At 63.6% G+C, this 16,410-nt stretch carries 15 protein-coding genes and 2 pseudogenes; 11 read left to right on the top strand and 6 right to left on the bottom strand.

Going from position 1 to position 16,410, the window contains the following annotated elements; genetic code table 11:
- Positions 1-20: 20 nt before the first annotated feature.
- The 3 genes from V1290_RS24580 to V1290_RS24570 all read left to right on the top strand — a co-directional run bounded on the left by V1290_RS24580 (position 21) and on the right by V1290_RS24570 (position 3,128).
- Positions 21-599, top strand: coding sequence for a phage holin family protein (locus V1290_RS24580; protein ID WP_334366757.1), 579 nt, complete (start codon positions 21-23; stop codon positions 597-599).
- Between the two features lie 186 nt (positions 600-785).
- Positions 786-2,258, top strand: a complete 1,473-nt coding sequence (locus V1290_RS24575) for an EAL domain-containing protein (protein WP_334366756.1) — start codon at positions 786-788, stop codon at positions 2,256-2,258.
- A 15-nt stretch (positions 2,259-2,273) separates the two neighbouring features.
- Positions 2,274-3,128 (top strand): TIGR01459 family HAD-type hydrolase, encoded by an 855-nt coding sequence (locus V1290_RS24570; RefSeq protein WP_334366755.1) that lies wholly within the window; start codon positions 2,274-2,276, stop codon positions 3,126-3,128.
- 167 nt (positions 3,129-3,295) lie between these two features.
- On the opposite strand, the gene V1290_RS24565 is transcribed toward V1290_RS24570, so the two are convergent.
- Entirely contained in the window at positions 3,296-3,691 is a 396-nt protein-coding gene (locus V1290_RS24565) for a response regulator (protein ID WP_028350718.1), read from the bottom strand.
- Positions 3,692-3,902: 211 nt separating this feature from the next.
- On the opposite strand from V1290_RS24565, the gene V1290_RS24560 reads away from it, so the two are divergent.
- Both V1290_RS24560 and V1290_RS24555 read left to right on the top strand, forming a co-directional pair.
- Positions 3,903-4,886, top strand: coding sequence for a bifunctional riboflavin kinase/FAD synthetase (locus V1290_RS24560; protein ID WP_334366754.1), 984 nt, complete (start codon positions 3,903-3,905; stop codon positions 4,884-4,886).
- Positions 4,883-5,436 (top strand): annotated as a pseudogene (locus V1290_RS24555) (sugar O-acetyltransferase). Before V1290_RS24560 ends, V1290_RS24555 begins: the two are co-directional and overlap by 4 nt.
- Before the next feature lie 20 nt (positions 5,437-5,456).
- On the opposite strand, the gene V1290_RS24550 reads toward V1290_RS24555, so the two are convergent.
- Together V1290_RS24550 and V1290_RS24545 are read right to left on the bottom strand one after the other, a co-directional pair.
- A complete protein-coding gene (locus V1290_RS24550; protein ID WP_334366753.1) occupies positions 5,457-5,897 on the bottom strand; it encodes an RES family NAD+ phosphorylase in 441 nt (146 codons plus the stop codon).
- 9 nt (positions 5,898-5,906) lie between these two features.
- Positions 5,907-6,251 (bottom strand): MbcA/ParS/Xre antitoxin family protein, encoded by a 345-nt coding sequence (locus V1290_RS24545; protein ID WP_334366752.1) that lies wholly within the window; start codon positions 6,249-6,251, stop codon positions 5,907-5,909.
- A 249-nt stretch (positions 6,252-6,500) separates the two neighbouring features.
- Here V1290_RS24545 and ileS point away from each other — a divergent pair.
- The 6 genes and pseudogenes from ileS to arfB form a co-directional block, all read left to right on the top strand.
- Positions 6,501-9,518, top strand: a pseudogene (ileS, locus tag V1290_RS24540) (isoleucine--tRNA ligase); the annotation flags it as partial.
- Positions 9,519-10,031: 513 nt separating this feature from the next.
- Entirely contained in the window at positions 10,032-10,550 is a 519-nt protein-coding gene (lspA, locus tag V1290_RS24535; RefSeq protein WP_334366751.1) for a signal peptidase II, read from the top strand.
- Positions 10,551-10,641: 91 nt separating this feature from the next.
- A complete protein-coding gene (locus V1290_RS24530; RefSeq protein WP_334366750.1) occupies positions 10,642-11,358 on the top strand; it encodes a hypothetical protein in 717 nt (238 codons plus the stop codon).
- Between the two features lie 163 nt (positions 11,359-11,521).
- Positions 11,522-12,913 carry a M16 family metallopeptidase gene (locus tag V1290_RS24525; protein WP_442894068.1) on the top strand — a complete coding sequence of 464 codons (1,392 nt, stop codon included), beginning with the start codon at positions 11,522-11,524 and terminating at the stop codon, positions 12,911-12,913.
- Positions 12,910-14,280: a M16 family metallopeptidase gene (locus tag V1290_RS24520; protein WP_442895012.1), complete on the top strand. Its 1,371-nt coding sequence runs from the start codon at positions 12,910-12,912 to the stop codon at positions 14,278-14,280. The genes V1290_RS24525 and V1290_RS24520 overlap by 4 nt, the downstream gene beginning before the upstream one ends.
- Positions 14,281-14,507: 227 nt before the next feature.
- Positions 14,508-14,924, top strand: coding sequence for an alternative ribosome rescue aminoacyl-tRNA hydrolase ArfB (gene arfB / locus V1290_RS24515; RefSeq protein WP_213288168.1), 417 nt, complete (start codon positions 14,508-14,510; stop codon positions 14,922-14,924).
- A 20-nt stretch (positions 14,925-14,944) separates the two neighbouring features.
- Here the strand turns inward: arfB and V1290_RS24510 are convergent, their stop codons facing one another.
- The 3 genes from V1290_RS24510 to V1290_RS24500 all read right to left on the bottom strand — a co-directional run bounded on the left by V1290_RS24510 (position 14,945) and on the right by V1290_RS24500 (position 16,142).
- Positions 14,945-15,472, bottom strand: coding sequence for an RNA polymerase sigma factor (locus tag V1290_RS24510; RefSeq protein ID WP_334366748.1), 528 nt, complete (start codon positions 15,470-15,472; stop codon positions 14,945-14,947).
- Positions 15,469-15,675, bottom strand: a complete 207-nt coding sequence (locus tag V1290_RS24505) for a YgaP family membrane protein (RefSeq protein WP_334366747.1) — start codon at positions 15,673-15,675, stop codon at positions 15,469-15,471. Before V1290_RS24505 ends, V1290_RS24510 begins: the two co-directional genes overlap by 4 nt.
- A 176-nt stretch (positions 15,676-15,851) precedes the next feature.
- On the bottom strand, positions 15,852-16,142 hold the full coding sequence (locus V1290_RS24500) for a hypothetical protein (protein WP_334366746.1): 291 nt from the start codon (positions 16,140-16,142) through the stop codon (positions 15,852-15,854).
- Between the last annotated feature and the right edge of the window lie 268 nt (positions 16,143-16,410).

The raw sequence follows: 16,410 nt of genomic DNA, 5'->3' as shown, positions 1-16,410 counted from the left end.
ACCGGCGGAGGGTTGCGGAAATGCTCGCGCCTTCGAGCGGCTTGCTGCGCGCCGCGATCGGACTGAAGCTGAATCAGGTCAAGCTGGCGACGCGGTCGTATTTGCGAGATCGGACCCATCAGGCGACCGGAACGATGACTTCCTATGCCATCGCCGCAGGCCTGTTCGCAGCAGCGGGCATTTTCTTGATCGCCGCTTGCCTGGTCGGCATGACCGCGCTGTTTCGCTGGATCGAGATCCATTACGGGCCGTTTTGGGCCTTCGGCGCGATCGGCGCATTGCTCGCGATAATCGCCGCGATTTGCGCCGGGCTCGCCGCCGCCAAACTCAGACAAAGGCCGCCGCAGTTTCCTTCGCTTACAAGCCGCCTGCGCGTCGCGATCAAGGCCAGTCCGATTGAACCGGACCAGATCGAAGCGACGCGGGACACCGCCAGGTCAATTTTGCAGGCGCCCTCGGCACCTTCCACGCGCAGCCGTGCTCGGCGCCGATCCCCGGGAGGCGACAGGCATCTGCAGGCCGGTCTAATCCTGATGGCGACATTACTGGGCCTGGCGGCAACGCGACGGCGATGGCATGCGCGGCACTCGGACGTTTGACGGCGCAACGCTGGCCGTTGCACCGCTTTGATCGCAGGTTCCGGCCGTGTTCAAAGAACACTAGCTCTGCGAATCAACATTGATGCTAAGGTTGCTCCGCTGGGGAATGCGCAAGTCAGACGATGCCTGAAACTTCCGTGTTTTCCCGGGGGAGCACAGTTCGGACCTGAAGGCGTAGCGCGCGACATGATTCGCATTTCGACGATTTTCATCGCCATCTGCATGGTGCTGGTTGCAGCCTCGCTCGGCCTCGTCCTGCATACGGTGGCGGGCTTCAACGGCACCGAATCCGCGATCGTGGCGCTCACCGCGCTGACCTTCCTGATCCTTTACAACGCCGTATCGATGCGGTTGCGCGACCGCTCGGATGTCGGCGGCCAGATCGCCGATCTTTCCCGTGGCACCGCCGACCTCGCCCGTCAGGTCGCCGAATTCGGCCGCCGGCTCGCCGCCGTCGAGGGCCGCCTGGTGTCGGCGAATTCCGCAAGCTCCGACCGCATCCAGGCGGTGGTCGGCGAAATCAACGAGCTCGGCGTCCTGGTCAAGCAACTGGCCGTCTCGGTGGCGGGCCATGAGGATCTGTTGGCCGCGGGCGCGGCGGCGGCGCCCCCCGCCCCGGCCGGCCGGCCGGATCCCGAACCTCCGAGCGAACCGGCGGTCGCCGCGGAGCAAGCCGCGCCGATCGTCGCCAGGCCCGCACCGGCTGCTGCCGCAAGGCCGGCAGCGGCTGCAACTGCCGCGGAAGCCGCTCCGCCCTCGCGCAACCAGCCGCAACTGCTCGCCGCGGTGAAGAACGCCGTCGAGGAAAACCGGCTCGACATCTACCTGCAGCCGATGGTGACGCTGCCGCAGCGCAAGGTGCGCTTCTACGAGGCGGTGACGCGGCTGCGCGACGACAGGGATCAGATCCTCGCCGCCGATGATTTCATCCCCACCGCCGAAGCCGGCGGGTTGATCGGCAAAATCGATCACATGGTGATGCTGCGCTGTATCCAGGTGCTGCGCCGCCTGATGGTGCGCAACAAGGACGTCGGCGTGTTCTGCAACGTCTCTGCGGCGACGCTCGGCAATGCCGCCAATTTCGCGCAATGCCTCGACTTCCTCGAGGCCAATCGGGCGCTGGCGCCCTCCTTCGTGCTCGAGTTCAAGCAGGCGACGTTCCGCAATCTCCGCCCGACCGAAATCGAGAATCTGGCCGCGCTGTCGCAGCGTGGTTATCGTTTCTCGATCGACCATGTCACCGACTTGCGGATCGAGCCGCGCGACCTCGCCGATCGCGGCGTCCGTTTCATCAAGGTGCCCGCGGCATTGCTGCTCGACCCCAAGCAGAGCTCGACCTCGGACATCCACCCTTCCGATCTTTCCGACCTGCTCGGCCGTTTCGGCATCGACCTGATCGCCGAGAAGATCGAGGGCGAGCGCGCGGTGGTGGACCTGCTCGACTATGACGTGCGGTTTGGACAGGGCTTTCTGTTTGCACCGCCGCGGCCGTTGCGGCCCGAGGGGGCATCTGCTACCGGCGGGGCGACAGCGAACAAGCAATCCGGCAGCCCCAATGGCCCCAGCAACCCCGTCCCCATGGCCAGCCAGGCCGCGGAGCCCCCGATGCGGGCGACCGGCAATGCCGCGTTGGCGCGCCGTGCCGCGGGACCGGGCTAACAGGCATCCGGAATCATGACCTCATTGCGCTTCGTCGAGCGGCTACGCGACCTCATGGACGGCGTCGAGGTCATCCTGTCCGATATCTGGGGCGTGGTGCACAATGGGCTGGAGTCCTTCCCCGAAGCCTGCGAGGCGCTGCACACCTGCCGCCAGCGCGGAGCTACCGTCATCCTGATCACCAACGCACCGCGGCCGGCCGATTCCGTGCAGCGCCAATTGCGCAAGCTCGGCGTCGCCGACGAAACCTACGACGCCATCGTCAGTTCCGGGGACCTGACCCGGAGTTTCGTCGCCGATCACCCCGGCAAGAAGATATTCTGGATCGGTCCGGAACGGGACTCCTCGATCCATCGCGGACTCGACGCCGTGATGGCGCCGCTGGAGCAGGCCGACTACATCATCTGCACCGGCCTGTTCGACGATGAAACCGAATCGGCGGAAGACTATCGCGCAATGCTGCTGCAGGCGCGCGAGCACAAACTGCCGCTGGTCTGCGCAAACCCCGACATCGTGGTCGAACGCGGCGACCGGCTGATCTATTGCGCCGGCGCGATCGCCGAGCTTTATCGCGAGCTCGGCGGCGAGGCGATCTTCTACGGCAAGCCGCACCGGCCGATTTATGAACGCGCGATGGCGCTCGCCGCCGAGCGCCGCGGCCATTCGGCACCGCTCGACCGCGTGCTGGCCATCGGGGATTCGGTGCGGACCGATCTCACCGGCGCGCACGGCTTCGGAATCGATTGTCTTTTCCTCACCCGCGGCATCCATTCCGAGGAGTTCGAGGGCATCGACCAGCTCGACCCGGCCTCGGTGAAGGAGCTGTTCGGACATCCACCCCGCGCGCTGATGCGGGAGCTGCGGTGGTAGGTGCATCGCTGCACCGGACTCAAAATTGCGAAAACAACCCCATGCAAAGTAGGAATGGGTCTTACATCATCCGAAAAGGCAAGACCTGGTAGGGCTCATGAGAGCGCAGCATGCCCGGGATTGGGCCGGGCATCACAAGAATTGGAGCGAGCTGGAGACCAGGCGCCTTACGCTGTCGCCATGTCCGGGAAGACCGCCTCGATCTTGGTCTTCAGCGTCGCCGCGTTGAACGGCTTGACGATGTAGTTGTTCACGCCGGCCTTCTTGGCGGCGATCACGTTCTCGGTCTTGGATTCCGCCGTGATCATGATGAAGGGCGTGGTGGCAAGGTTGGGGTCGGCGCGGACTTCCTTGAGCAGGTCGTAGCCGGTCATCGGCTCCATGTTCCAGTCCGAGATCACCAGTCCGTATTTCTTGCTGCGCATTTTGTTCAGCGCGGCCGAGCCGTCGCTGGCGTCGTCGATGTTGTCGAAGCCGAGTTGCTTCAAAAGATTTCGGATGATGCGGATCATGGTGCTGTAGTCATCAACCACCAGAACCGGCATGGACAAATCAACCGCCATCTTTTCCCCCACTCGACGCTTTACGCCACAAAAAATCGACAGGCCTGCGGGACCCGCAGTCCTCCCCAAACCTCTAGCATCAGCCGTTAAACAGCCCGTTAACCGGACGACACCGGATTGCATCCGTTTTGGCCCGACCCGCCCGGCTTGACTTCGACGGCGCCGCCGCGTCACCGTCCGGCCGCCTTCACCGAGACCAAGAATCCCTGAAATGACAACTGGTTTTACCGTTATCCGAGACACCACCCCTGCCGCCGACATCCCCCGCGGGGCGGTGGTCGCGATGGGCAATTTCGACGGCGTCCATCTGGGCCACCGGGCCGTGATCGACGCGGCTTTGCGGATGGGCCGCGCCCACGGCAAGCCGGCCTTTGCCGTCACTTTCGAGCCGCATCCGCGCAGCTTCTTCAGCCCGAACAGCCCCCAGTTCCGCCTCTCCGACGAGACAAAAAAGCTGCGGCTGCTGGCCGGAACGGGGCTGAACGGCGCGGTCGTGATGACCTTCGACAAGACCCGCGCCGGAACCTCGGCGCAAGATTTCATTCACCATGACCTGATCGGGCGGCTCGGCGTCAGCGGCATTGCCGTTGGCTACGACTTTCATTTCGGCAAGGGACGGGCCGGTTCGCCGAGCCTGTTGGTCAGCGAGGGGCCGCGGCTCGGCATCGAGGTCGACGTTCAGGCCCATGTAGACATCGAGGAGCGGCCGGTGTCCTCCAGCGCGATCCGCATGGCGCTGGCGGAGGGCCAGATCGACGAAGCCACCGCCATGCTGGGCGGACCGTGGTTCGTCAGCGGCGCGGTGATCCATGGCGACAAGCGCGGCCGCGACCTCGGATACCCCACCGCCAACATCCGCCTCGACAAGAATTGCAGCCTCAAGCATGGCATCTATGCGGTGCGGGTCGGCCACGGGCAAGGAAAGGATCATGTGCGCTTCGACGCCGTCGCAAGCTTCGGCCGCCGCCCGACTTTCGACAACGGCGCCCCGCTGTTGGAAGTGTTCCTGTTCGACTTCAAGGGCGACCTCTACGGCGCGGTGCTCGATATCGCCTTCATCGGCTTCATCCGGGACGAACTTAAATTCGACTCGATCGACGCGTTGATCCGGCAGATGGACGACGACAGCGCGCGCGCCCGCGAGCGGCTGGCTGCCGCCCCGGATGCTTTTCCCAAGCTTGGAGTGATCGGTTGAGCAAGACCGAAAAGCAAAAGATGCTGGCCGGCGAACTCTATCGCCCTGGCGATTCCGAACTGCAGGCGGATGCCGCCGCCAACAAGGCCTGGCTCGCGCGCTACAATGCGGCGCTGGCTGCGCCTGTGTCCGAGCGGCATGCGCTGCTATCGGCCCATTTCGGCCGTGTCGGCACCGGCGCCGTGATCCGTCCGCCGTTCTTTTGCGACTATGGCTACAATATCCAGCTCGGCGATGAGGTGTTTCTCAACTTCAATTGCGTCATCCTCGACGTGGTTGAAGTGACGATCGGCGACCGCACCCAGATCGGACCGGCGACGCAAATCTACGCCGCCGATCACCCGCGCGACGCCGAAACGCGGCGAACCGGCCTTGAATTCGGTCGTCCGGTGCGAATCGGCAGCGATGTCTGGATCGGGGGCGGCGCCATCATCCTGCCGGCGTCACGATCGGTGATGGCGCCGTAATCGGCGCCGGCAGCGTGGTCACGCGGGACGTCGGCGCGGCCGTCATCGTCGCGGGAAACCCGGCCCGGTCGCGTTTGAAATGAGCGGCTTGACCGCTAGCTTTTCAGGGAAGCAATCGAGGATCGAACGGCGCTCTGATGATTTCTGCCACTGCAATCTTTGCGGCGTCCGGATGCTCAGGATTCAGGAGGTAGTTGCTGCCTTTTGCATTGATTGCCGACGGCACCCGAAGTAAGGCGCTCGTTGCGCGATCAAGCCATCGATCTCCGATTTCTCTGCTCGTCAACGTCCGCGCGCGCCAGTCCGGCGGCAACTCGGTATCGATCATTCCAATGGCAATGTCGTCGGGAGCAACGATACGCAGCAATTGGTAGCTAGCCGGAATCAGATCGCGGTCCATATGAACCAGCATCTCGAGCAAGGCGCTCGATGAATGATCGGCGAGATAGATGATGCGGCGGCCCTGTGAGTGCCATCGCCCCGCAGCCCGCAAGCCCCCGATCCCGGAAAGATCGGCGTAGTTCGAAATGCGCCAAAGCTCCATTTTGCGAGCTCAGGCAAAAATTCCGTGATCGATCCGTTCGAGCATCTCTCGGACGACTGCCGCGCCCAGTTCATCCTTCAAGAGATCAAGCGGCTTTTGGCCGGAAAGCGAGGAATTCGACCGCGTCAACCAAGCTTCAGCCCTCTCCCTGTCACCGAAAACGCGTTCGGCAAGCGCTCTAATATCAAGAAGCCGAACCAACACCTCTGGTCCGGGACCGCCTACGAGCGAAACAATCTCACGCGAAAACCCCGGCAATTCCTGCACGGCCTGCAAAAGAATCCCGTTGTTCAGGTCTCCGTGCCTCCGAAGCTCCTTGAGCTCTTCCAAAACCTCGGCAGCCGATGCGCTCATGAAATTCTCTCCGTCCATCAATAAATTAGCGTTTCCAGAGGAAACCGCAACTGCACCTTGGCCCGGTATCTAGCTCTTTGCGATTTCCCCGATCCCCTGCTATGGAAAGCCCCATGTTTGCGCGGCGCACCATCAGCATTAGCGGCCCGGCTTCCGCCTGAGCTTTGGCTCGGCGCAAGACCGGGATTTCCCTGTTCACCCCGCGATATCCGCTTTTCAGCGCCGTCTTCGAGCCAAACCAGAGCATTCATGTCCCAACAGCCGCAAAAGTCCGACGTCACAGATTATTCGAAAACCCTGTTCCTGCCGCAGACGGAATTCCCGATGCGCGCCGGCCTGCCGCAGCGCGAGCCGGAGATCCTCAAATACTGGAACGAGATCGACCTCTACGGAAAGCTGCGCGAGAGCGCGCAGGGCCGCGCCAAATTCGTGCTGCATGACGGGCCGCCCTATGCCAACGGCAACATCCATATCGGCCACGCGCTGAACAAGATCCTCAAGGACGTCGTGACCAAGAGCCAGCAGATGCTCGGCTTCGATTCCAACTACGTGCCGGGCTGGGACTGTCACGGCCTGCCGATCGAATGGAAGATCGAGGAAGAGAACTACCGCTCCAAGGGCAAGCCGAAGCCGGACTTCCGCGACTCCACCGCGATGGTGGCGTTCCGCAAGGAGTGCCGCGCCTATGCGACGCACTGGCTCAACGTACAGCGTGAGGAGTTCAAGCGGCTCGGCATCATCGGCGATTGGGACCACCCCTACGCCACCATGAGCTATCCGGCCGAAGCCCAGATCGCGCGCGAATTAATGAAGTTCGCCGCCAACGGCACGCTCTATCGCGGCTCCAAGCCCGTGATGTGGAGCGTGGTCGAGAAGACCGCGCTGGCCGAAGCCGAGGTCGAGTACGAGGACTACACATCCGACATGGTCTGGGTGAAGTTTCCGATCACCTCGCCGGCGCATGGCGCGCTGGCCGAGGCTTCCGTGGTGATCTGGACCACGACGCCGTGGACGCTGCCCGGCAACCGCGCCATCTCGTTCTCGCCGAAGATCGCCTACGGCCTCTACAAGGTCACAGATGCGCCTGCCGACAATTGGGCGAAGACCGGCGATCTTCTGATCCTCGCCGATGCTCTCGCAGCAGAAGTATTCAAGCAGGCGCGCGTCACCGCCTATGAAAAGGTGCGCGACCTGCCCGGCGATACGCTCGACGCCGTGGAATGCGCCCATCCGTTGAAGGGATTTAGCGGTGGCTACGAGTTCATGGTGCCGCTGTTGCCCGGCGACCATGTCACCGACGACACCGGTACCGGCTTCGTCCATACCGCACCGGGCCATGGCCGCGAAGACTTCGACGTCTGGACGGCAAATGCGCGTGAACTCGATCAACGCGGCATCAACACCGCCATCCCCTACACCGTCGACGAGAACGGTGCTTTCACCGATCACGCTCCTGGCTTCACCGGCAGGCGCGTCATCAACGACAAGGGCGAGAAGGGCGACGCCAACGATGCCGTCATCAAGGCGCTGGTCGAGGCCGGCAAGCTTTTGGCGCGCGGGCGGCTCAAGCATCAGTATCCGCATTCCTGGCGCTCGAAGAAGCCGGTGATCTTCCGCAACACGCCGCAATGGTTCATCGCGATGGATAAAGCAATCACTCCAAACAAGCTGGTTTGGGGCAGTGGTGTGAATACCCCCATGACGATGGCCGGCGATGACACTTTGCGGAACCGGGCTCTGAAATCGATCTCGGTGACGCAATGGGTGCCGCCCGCAGGGCAGAACCGCATCAACGGCATGATCGCCGGCCGCCCGGACTGGGTGATCTCGCGCCAGCGCGCCTGGGGCGTGCCGATCGCCGTGTTCGTGCGCGAGAAGGGCGACGGCTCCGCCGAAATCCTGCAGGACGACATCGTCAACCAGCGCATCGTCGAAGCCTTCATGGAGGAAGGCGCCGACGCCTGGTACATGGACGGCGCACGTGAACGTTTCCTGGGCGAACGCGCTGGCGAAGACTGGAAAAAGATCGACGACATCCTGGACGTCTGGTTCGACTCCGGCTCGACGCATGCCTTCGTGCTGGAGGACCGCCAGAATTTTCCCAGCCTCGGCAACATCGTCCGCAAGGTCGATGGCGGCGAGGATACCGTGATGTATCTCGAGGGCAGCGACCAGCATCGCGGCTGGTTTCATTCCTCGCTTTTGGAAAGCGCGGGCACCCGCGGCCGCGCGCCCTATGACGTGGTGCTAACTCACGGCTTCACGCTGGACGAGAACGGCCGCAAGATGTCGAAGTCGCTCGGCAATACCGTCGAGCCGCAGAAGGTGATGAAGGATTCGGGCGCGGATATCCTGCGGCTGTGGGTCTCCGCCACCGACTATGCCGACGACCAGCGCATCGGACCGGAGATCCTCAAGAACACCATCGAGACCTATCGCAAGCTGCGCAACTCGATCCGCTGGATGCTCGGTACGCTGCATCATTTCAACCCGGCCGACGCGGTCGCCCATGGCGACATGCCCGAGCTGGAACGCTTGATGCTGCACGAACTGGCGAAACGCGCGACAATCGTGCGCCAGGCCTATGCCGAGTTCGACTACAAGACGGTGGTCGCGACGCTGGCGGCGTTCATGAACAGCGAATTGTCGGCGTTCTATTTCGATATCCGCAAGGACGCGCTCTACTGCGATCCGCCGTCCTCGGTCACGCGCAAGGCGGCGCTGACCGCGATCGACATCATCTGCGATGCGATCCTGCGCTGGCTGGCGCCGGTGCTCAGCTTCACGACCGAAGAGGCGTGGCGGATGTACAAGCCGGACGCGGGAGCCTCGGTGCACCTGACGCTGTTCCCCGAAAGTTTTGACCAATTCCGCGACGAGAAGTTGGCGGAGAAGTGGGAGACCATTCGCGACGTCCGCCGTGTCGTCACCGGCGCGCTCGAAGTCGAACGCGCGGCCAAGAACATCGGCTCATCGCTCGAGGCCTCGCCGCTGGTCTATGTGTCGGACAAGAATATCTTCAACACGCTGCTCGACATCGATCTGGCCGAGGTCTGCATCACTTCGAACGCGATGGTGACCAACGACGATGCGCCGGCCAGCGCATTCAGCCTCGCCGACGTGCCCGGCGTCGCCGTTGTGGTCGAAAGGGCAGTTGGCACCAAATGCGCACGGTCGTGGAAGATCCTGCCCACGGTCGGCGAAGACGCCGAGTATCCCGACGTCTCCCCGCGCGACGCGCAGGCGTTGCGGGAATGGAAGGCGCTTGCCGAGGGCCATAAGCCGGCCGATGCAGCCGTAGCGGCCGCCAGGCCTGTCGCGTTGGTCGAGCGGCAACCTGTAGAACAACCGCAACAAGCGGAGGAAGCGCTGGAGCAGGCCGGTTCAGGAAAGGCAACGGCGGACACGACTGCGAAGAAGGTCAGAGCCAGGAAGGTTTTGGAAACCGCGGAGGCCGAGCAAGCCAAGAGCGAGGCGAAAGCCAAGAGCGCCCCCGAACCCAAGGCCGAAGTCAAGAAAGCAGAACCCAAGAAGGCCACAACGAAGAAAGCCAAGGCCGACAAGACCGCGGCCAACAAAACCACGGCCAAGAAAGCCAAAGCCAAGAAAGCGAAGGTCGGGAAAGCCGCCAAATCCAAAAAAGCAGCTTCGGCAACGAAGGCGGCCAAGAAGGGAGCTAAGAAAGCGGTAAAGAAGGCGAACAAAAAGACTGCCAAGAAGGCGGGAAGAAAGTCGTCTGCGACCGCGTCGAAAAAGAAGAAAAAGAAGAAGGCGAGATAAGTGTCCGGCAAGGAGCGCTTCGTAACCCCTCACCTTCGCGCCGGCGCCGTTGCCGCGCTCGCGACGCTGGTGATCGACCAGGCCTCGAAGCTTTGGCTGCTCTACGTGTTCGACCTCGCCAATCGCGGCGCGGTCAGGGTCACGCCGTTCTTCGACCTGGTGCTGGCCTGGAACGTCGGGATCAGCTTTGGCTGGTTCCAGAGCGATAACCAACTCGCCCAGCTCGCGCTGATGGCGATCAAGGCGATTGCGGTGATCGTGCTGGGGATCTGGATGGCGCGCTCCAGCACGCGTCTCGCGACACTGGCGCTCGGCCTGATCATCGGCGGCGCGCTCGGCAACGGCGTCGACCGATTCGTGCACGGCGCGGTGGTCGATTTCGCCCTGTTCCACATCGAGATCGGGGGAAAACCCTTCAATTGGTACGTGTTTAATCTTGCGGATGTGGCCATTGTTGCCGGGGTAGCAGGCCTATTGTATGACTCGTTCCTGGGGGTACCCGCCGCAAAAGCGCCCTGATCCCGGCCGATACGACCCCTGCGGTCTGGCGCCGTTAGGCCCCTTAAGCCCGGCCCCCGCGTGTTGCAGAAATTGGAATGGGAACAGCGCGATGCGCGAGACCGAACCCCGCTTCTTCTGGATGATGCAGACCAGCTCGCTCACCCGGGCGCTGCGGTTCGCCGCCATCGCTCTCGGCATAGGTCTCGTGATGGCCGCTGGCCCCGTACGCGCGGCTGATGACGAGGACGAAGACGACAAGACCTTCGAGGAAAAGATCATCGAAGGCATCATGCGCGGCCTTGGCGGCACCAACATGGAAAATCGCGGCATCGAATACCGCGAGCGCTCCCCGCTGGTCGTTCCACCCAAGCTGGATTTGCCGCCGCCGGCCGCGGCCGCAGCCGACGCGAAGGCGCCGAATTGGCCAAAGGACCCCGACGAGCAGCGCCGCAAGGCGGCGATTGCGGCCCGCAAGAAAGAGAACAAGGACCCGCGTGAAGCGTCCCGCATCCTGACGCCGGCCGAACTCGCGGTAGGCAAGACCGCGGCGCCCGCCCGCAAGGACAACGATCCGGTGCAGCCGGGTACCTCCAACAACAATCCGATCCTGAGCCCGTCGCAGCTCGGCTATAACGGCGGCTTCAGCGGCCTGTTCGGCGGCAGCAAGACCGAGACGGCTCCCTTCAAGGGTGAGCCGACGCGGGAATCGCTGACCCAACCTCCGCCCGGCTACCAGACGCCGTCGTCCAATTTTGCCTACGGCACCGGACCGAAGGAATCGCTGAACAAGGAATATAATCCGGCCAAGGGCAAATATGGCGATTAGTTAAGCTGATCTCTCGCCATCGTGACGATTGCCGGAACCGGGCGCGGTGTACGATGCCGCGGCTTTGATCCGAACGGTTTTGTCGGGTTACTTCTAACATTTGCGCGGATTCGTTTCGCAGGGCCGGCAACCAGCTTTGCGGAATTTTAGCGCCAGATAGGTCATGATGTCCTCACACCGTCTTGCCGTTTCTCTCGCGATAGCCCTCATCTCGACGTTTGCTTTCTCCGCCGGCGGCGCATTCGCCCAGACCACGGTCACGTCGGAACGTCCCGCCAGCTTCACCCTCGACAACGGCCTGCAAGTCGTGGTGATCCCGGATCACCGCACACCCGTCGTCACGCAGATGATGTGGTACAAGGTCGGCTCCGCCGACGAGACGCCGGGCAAATCCGGACTGGCGCACTTCCTCGAACATCTGATGTTCAAGGGGACCGCGAAACATCCCGCCGGTGAATTTTCGCAGACCGTGCTGCGGATCGGCGGCAACGAGAACGCCTTCACCTCGCTCGATTACACCGGCTATTTCCAGCGCGTGCCGCGCGAGCAGTTGGCGAAAATGATGGAATTCGAGGCCGACCGCATGACCGGCCTCATCCTCAAGGATGAGAACGTGCTTCCCGAGCGCGATGTCGTGCTCGAGGAATTCAACATGCGGGTCGCCAACAATCCGGACGCCCGACTCACCGAGCAGATCATGGCGGCGCTGTATCTCAACCATCCCTATGGCCGCCCGGTGATCGGCTGGCGCCAGGAGATCGAGAAGCTCGACCGCGAGGATGCGCTGGCGTTCTACAAGCGCTTCTACGCGCCGAACAACGCGATCCTGGTGATCGCGGGCGACGTCGATGCCAAGGAAGTCCAAGCGATGGTCGAGAAGGCCTATGGCGGCATCCCGGCGCAGCCGGCCATTGCCGCGCAACGAATCCGCCCGCAGGAGCCGGTGCCGGCGGCACCGCGCACGGTGACGCTGTCCGATCCGCGCGTCGAACAGACCAGCCTGCGGCGCTATTATCTCGTCCCCTCTTCCACGACCGCTGCGGCCGGCGAAGGCCCGGCGCTCGACGTGCTCGCGCAACTGATGGGCGGCGGCTCCAACTCCTATCTCTATCGCGCACTGGTAATCGACCGTCAGCTCGCGATCAGCGCCGGTGCCGGTTACCAGGGCACCGCGCTGGATCCCTCGCAGTTCTCGATCTCGGTTTCGCCAAAGCCCGGCGTGGAGTTTTCGCAAGTAGAGCAGGTGATCGACGGCGTGATCGCGGAGGTCATCCAGAACCCGGCCCGCGCCGAGGATCTCGAGCGGGTCAAGACCCAGTTGATTGCGGAAGCGATCTACGCCCAGGACAACCAGGCCACGCTGGCGCGCTGGTATGGCGGCGCGCTGACCACGGGGCTTTCCATCGACGACATCAGGAGCTGGCCGGACCGGATTCGCGCCGTCACCGCCGAGCAGGTCCGTGACGCCGCGCAGAAATGGCTCGACAAGAAACGCTCGGTGACCGGCTATCTGATCAAGGATACCGCGCAAAAACGCGAGGAGAAGCGCTCGTGATCCGTTTTTCGATTCCCGCGCAGCGCCTCGCATCCGCCCTGATCGCCGTCACCGTCCTGCTGTTGCTGGCGGCGAGCCCGTCGTACGCCGCAGCCAAGATCCAGCGGCTGGTCTCGCCTGGCGGCATCGAGGCCTGGTTCGTGCAGGACGCCACTGTGCCGCTGATAGCGATGGAATACGCCTTCGCCGGCGGCGCCGCCCAGGATCCGGCCGGCAAGTCCGGCGTCGGCAACATGGTCGCCAGCCTGCTCGATGAAGGCTCCGGCGATCTCGATTCCAAAACCTTCCACGAGCGCCTCGAGCGCCGCGCCATCGAACTGAGCTTTTCGTCGACCCGGGATTATTTCCGCGGCTCGCTTCGGATGCTCAAGGACAACAAGGACGAGGCTTTCGGCCTGCTCCATCTGGCGCTGACCTCGCCGCGTTTCGATGCCGTCGACGTCGAGCGCATTCGCGCGCAGGTGCTCTCCGGGCTGCGCCGCGACACCACCAACCCGACCTCGCTGGCGAGCCGTAAATTCCTGGAAGTCGCTTTTGGCGATCATCCCTACGGCCGGCAGGCCAACGGCACGCTCGACAGCGTGCCGAAGATCGATGTCGCCGACATGAAGGACTACGTCCGCCGCGTGATTGCAAAGGATAACTTGCGGATCGCTGTGGTCGGCGACATCGATGCCGACACGCTCGGCAAGCTCCTGGACAAGACGTTCGGCGGACTGCCGGCCAAGGCCAGCCTCACGCCGATCGCCGAGGTCGAGGCCACCAAGCCGCCGCAGCGCGCGTTCGTGCCGCTCGACGTGCCGCAGACCGTGGTGACGTTCGGCGGCCCCGGCGTTCGCCGCCACGATCCGAATTTCATGGCCGCCTACGTCGTGAACCACATCCTCGGCGGCGGCGGGCTGTCATCGCGGCTCTACAAGGAGGTGCGCGAAAAGCGCGGCCTTGCCTATTCCGTTTATGAATCCCTGCTCTGGATGGATCGCTCCGCGCTGTTCATCGGCAATACCGGCACCCGTGCCGACCGCGCCGGTGAGACGGTGGACGCGATCGAGAAGGAAATCCGCCGCATCGCCGAGGAAGGCCCGACCCAGAAGGAGCTGGACGAGGCCAAGTCGTACCTCAAGGGCTCGCAGATGCTGGCGCTCGACACCTCTTCGAAGCTGGCGCAGGCACTGCTGCAATACCAGCTCGACAAGCTGCCGATCGACTACATCGAGAAGCGCAATGCCCTGGTCGACGCGGTCACGCTGGACGACGCCAAAAAGGCGGCGCAGAAGCTGTGGGGCCAGGGCTTGCTCACCGTGATCGTCGGCCGCGCCCCGCAAGCCGCCGCGCAGCCCGCCGCGGCGCCGCCGAGAGCGAACTAGGCCTTTAAGCTTAGCCACACTCTAGCGATACGGCACTCTGCGCTCCCTCCCCCCTTGCGGGGGAGGGCTGGGGAGAGGGGTGGCCGCGAGTTCCGGTGCTTGTGGCTTACCCCTCTCCCTAACCCTCCCCCGCAAGGGGGGAGGGAACGACCGAGCGCGCGGCAAGCGGCTTCAATTCAAAACCGCTATCTTGCATTCGCCGATTCTCTAGCATTCCGGTGAACGCCATGCTGCGGGTTTCCCGCGACCTCACGATTGACGAAAACGACATTGAGATCGGCTTCGTCCGCGCCTCCGGCCCGGGCGGGCAGAATGTCAACAAGCTCGCGACCGCAGCGCAGCTCCGTTTCGACACGCGCAAGATCGCGCTGCCGGAGGATGCGGCCGCACGGCTGGTGCGGCTCGCCGGCCAGCGCATGACCAAGGAGGGCGTGATCGTGATCCACGCCCAGCGCTTCCGCACCCAGGAGCGCAACCGGGCCGACGCCATCGATCGCCTGCTCGAATTGTTGCGCGAGGCCCTGATCCGCCCGACGCCGCGCCGACCGACCAAGCCGACCTTCGGATCGAAGCAGCGGCGGCTGGAAGGCAAGAAGCGCCGCAGCGACGTCAAGGCGAAACGCACGGCGCGCTTTGACGATTGAACACCGCCGATCACGACGTCTCAATCGCGAACTAGATATTCCCGGATCATGATCCGCGCGCGGTGGATGCGCGCTTTGACGCTTTCGCGTGTCAACCCAAGAACACCAGCGATCTCGTCGATCGACAACTCCTCGATATCGCGCAGCAGGATCACCTCGCGATAGTGGTCGGGCAGCGACTGGATGGCGCGAGAAAGATCGATGCGAATGTCTTCTGGCGCAAGATGCGCCAGGCGCGCCTCCGCATCGTCGGCCGCCCGTGTTTCCGTCGCGCGGCGCAGCAAGCGAAGGCAGGCGCGGCGCGCCACCGAAAACAGCCACGCCGAAAACGACGTCACCGCGCGCAACGCGCCGACCCGCCGGTACAACAGCAGCAGCGTTTCCTGAACCGCGTCGTCGATATCGGCCGCGCGGCAATTGCGTGCGGCATAGCGGCGGATATCCGGCTGAGCGGCTGCGATCAGCGACACCCGCGCCGCGGTGTCGCCGCCGCGAGCGGCCTCGATCAGCGAGGGATTGAAGCGCCCCGCACGGACCAACACGCTCATGATGAGGGAAGCCTGCGGCCGACCATGGCGCACATCGGACAAAAGCCGAAAAATCCGGTCGCGATTGCGACCGCGCCGGTGGCCGCGATCAGGTAGCCGGCCGTCGTGCCGGGCATGCCGAGCAGCCCATAGGCGATCATCACAACGCCCCCGATCGTCCGCATCGCCCGCTCCCAGCCCGGCAAATTCTTGCGATAAAACATAGCAGCTCCCTTTGATTGCGCGAAAGAATGTCAGCGCGTTCTCGTCAAATAGAGCCGCCGGGCCGAGCTTTCGGTTCGCGGGTCGCCGGTCGAGGCACAAAAAAACTCCGGCCGCCACACGGCCGGAGTTCTGTTGGAGAGCAACCCGTCGGAGGAGGCGGGTTTCCTCCAGGCACTTAGCGGCTGCTTGCTGGAGGGGTCGCCGCTCCGCCCGTGGCCTTGGGCGGCGCTGCACTACCGCCCGCTCCGACGGTGCCTTTAGCACCCGGCTTGGCGCCTGCCCTCTGGCCCGCGGCGCCCGCCGGCGCGTCTTCGTCCATGCTGCCCGCCGCGCCGCCCTGCATCTGGGTCGTGCCCTTTGCTCCGCCGCGGATCTGGGTGTCGGATGAGGCGCCTTGCGCCAGTACCGGACCGGCAAGCAGAGCCGAGATTGCAACCGCGATCGCCGAGGTTTTCACTAGCTTCATCCATTTCTCCAAGGTTTTGTCGAACGACAAACAGTTCGGTTTCTTCAGGCACCGTTCACAACCCGAACATGTTCATCGCCGGATCAGTCGTTATCCGCGAACGGTGCGCTCGCCATGCAAGCCGCGCGATGTGGTGATCGTGCAGGGATTTCGAGGTCATTTTGCGAATCCTTGGCCACATGCAGACCGCATATTCGGCGCCTCCGCAGCATCCGGAAAGTTCCGTAAAAATATTTTGAACACATGCATTTGACTCGGTAGCCGCGTA

The organism is Bradyrhizobium sp. AZCC 1578 (assembly GCF_036924675.1).
In the GTDB taxonomy this organism is placed as follows: domain Bacteria; phylum Pseudomonadota; class Alphaproteobacteria; order Rhizobiales; family Xanthobacteraceae; genus Bradyrhizobium.
This window is presented reverse-complemented; position numbering and strand designations above follow the sequence as displayed.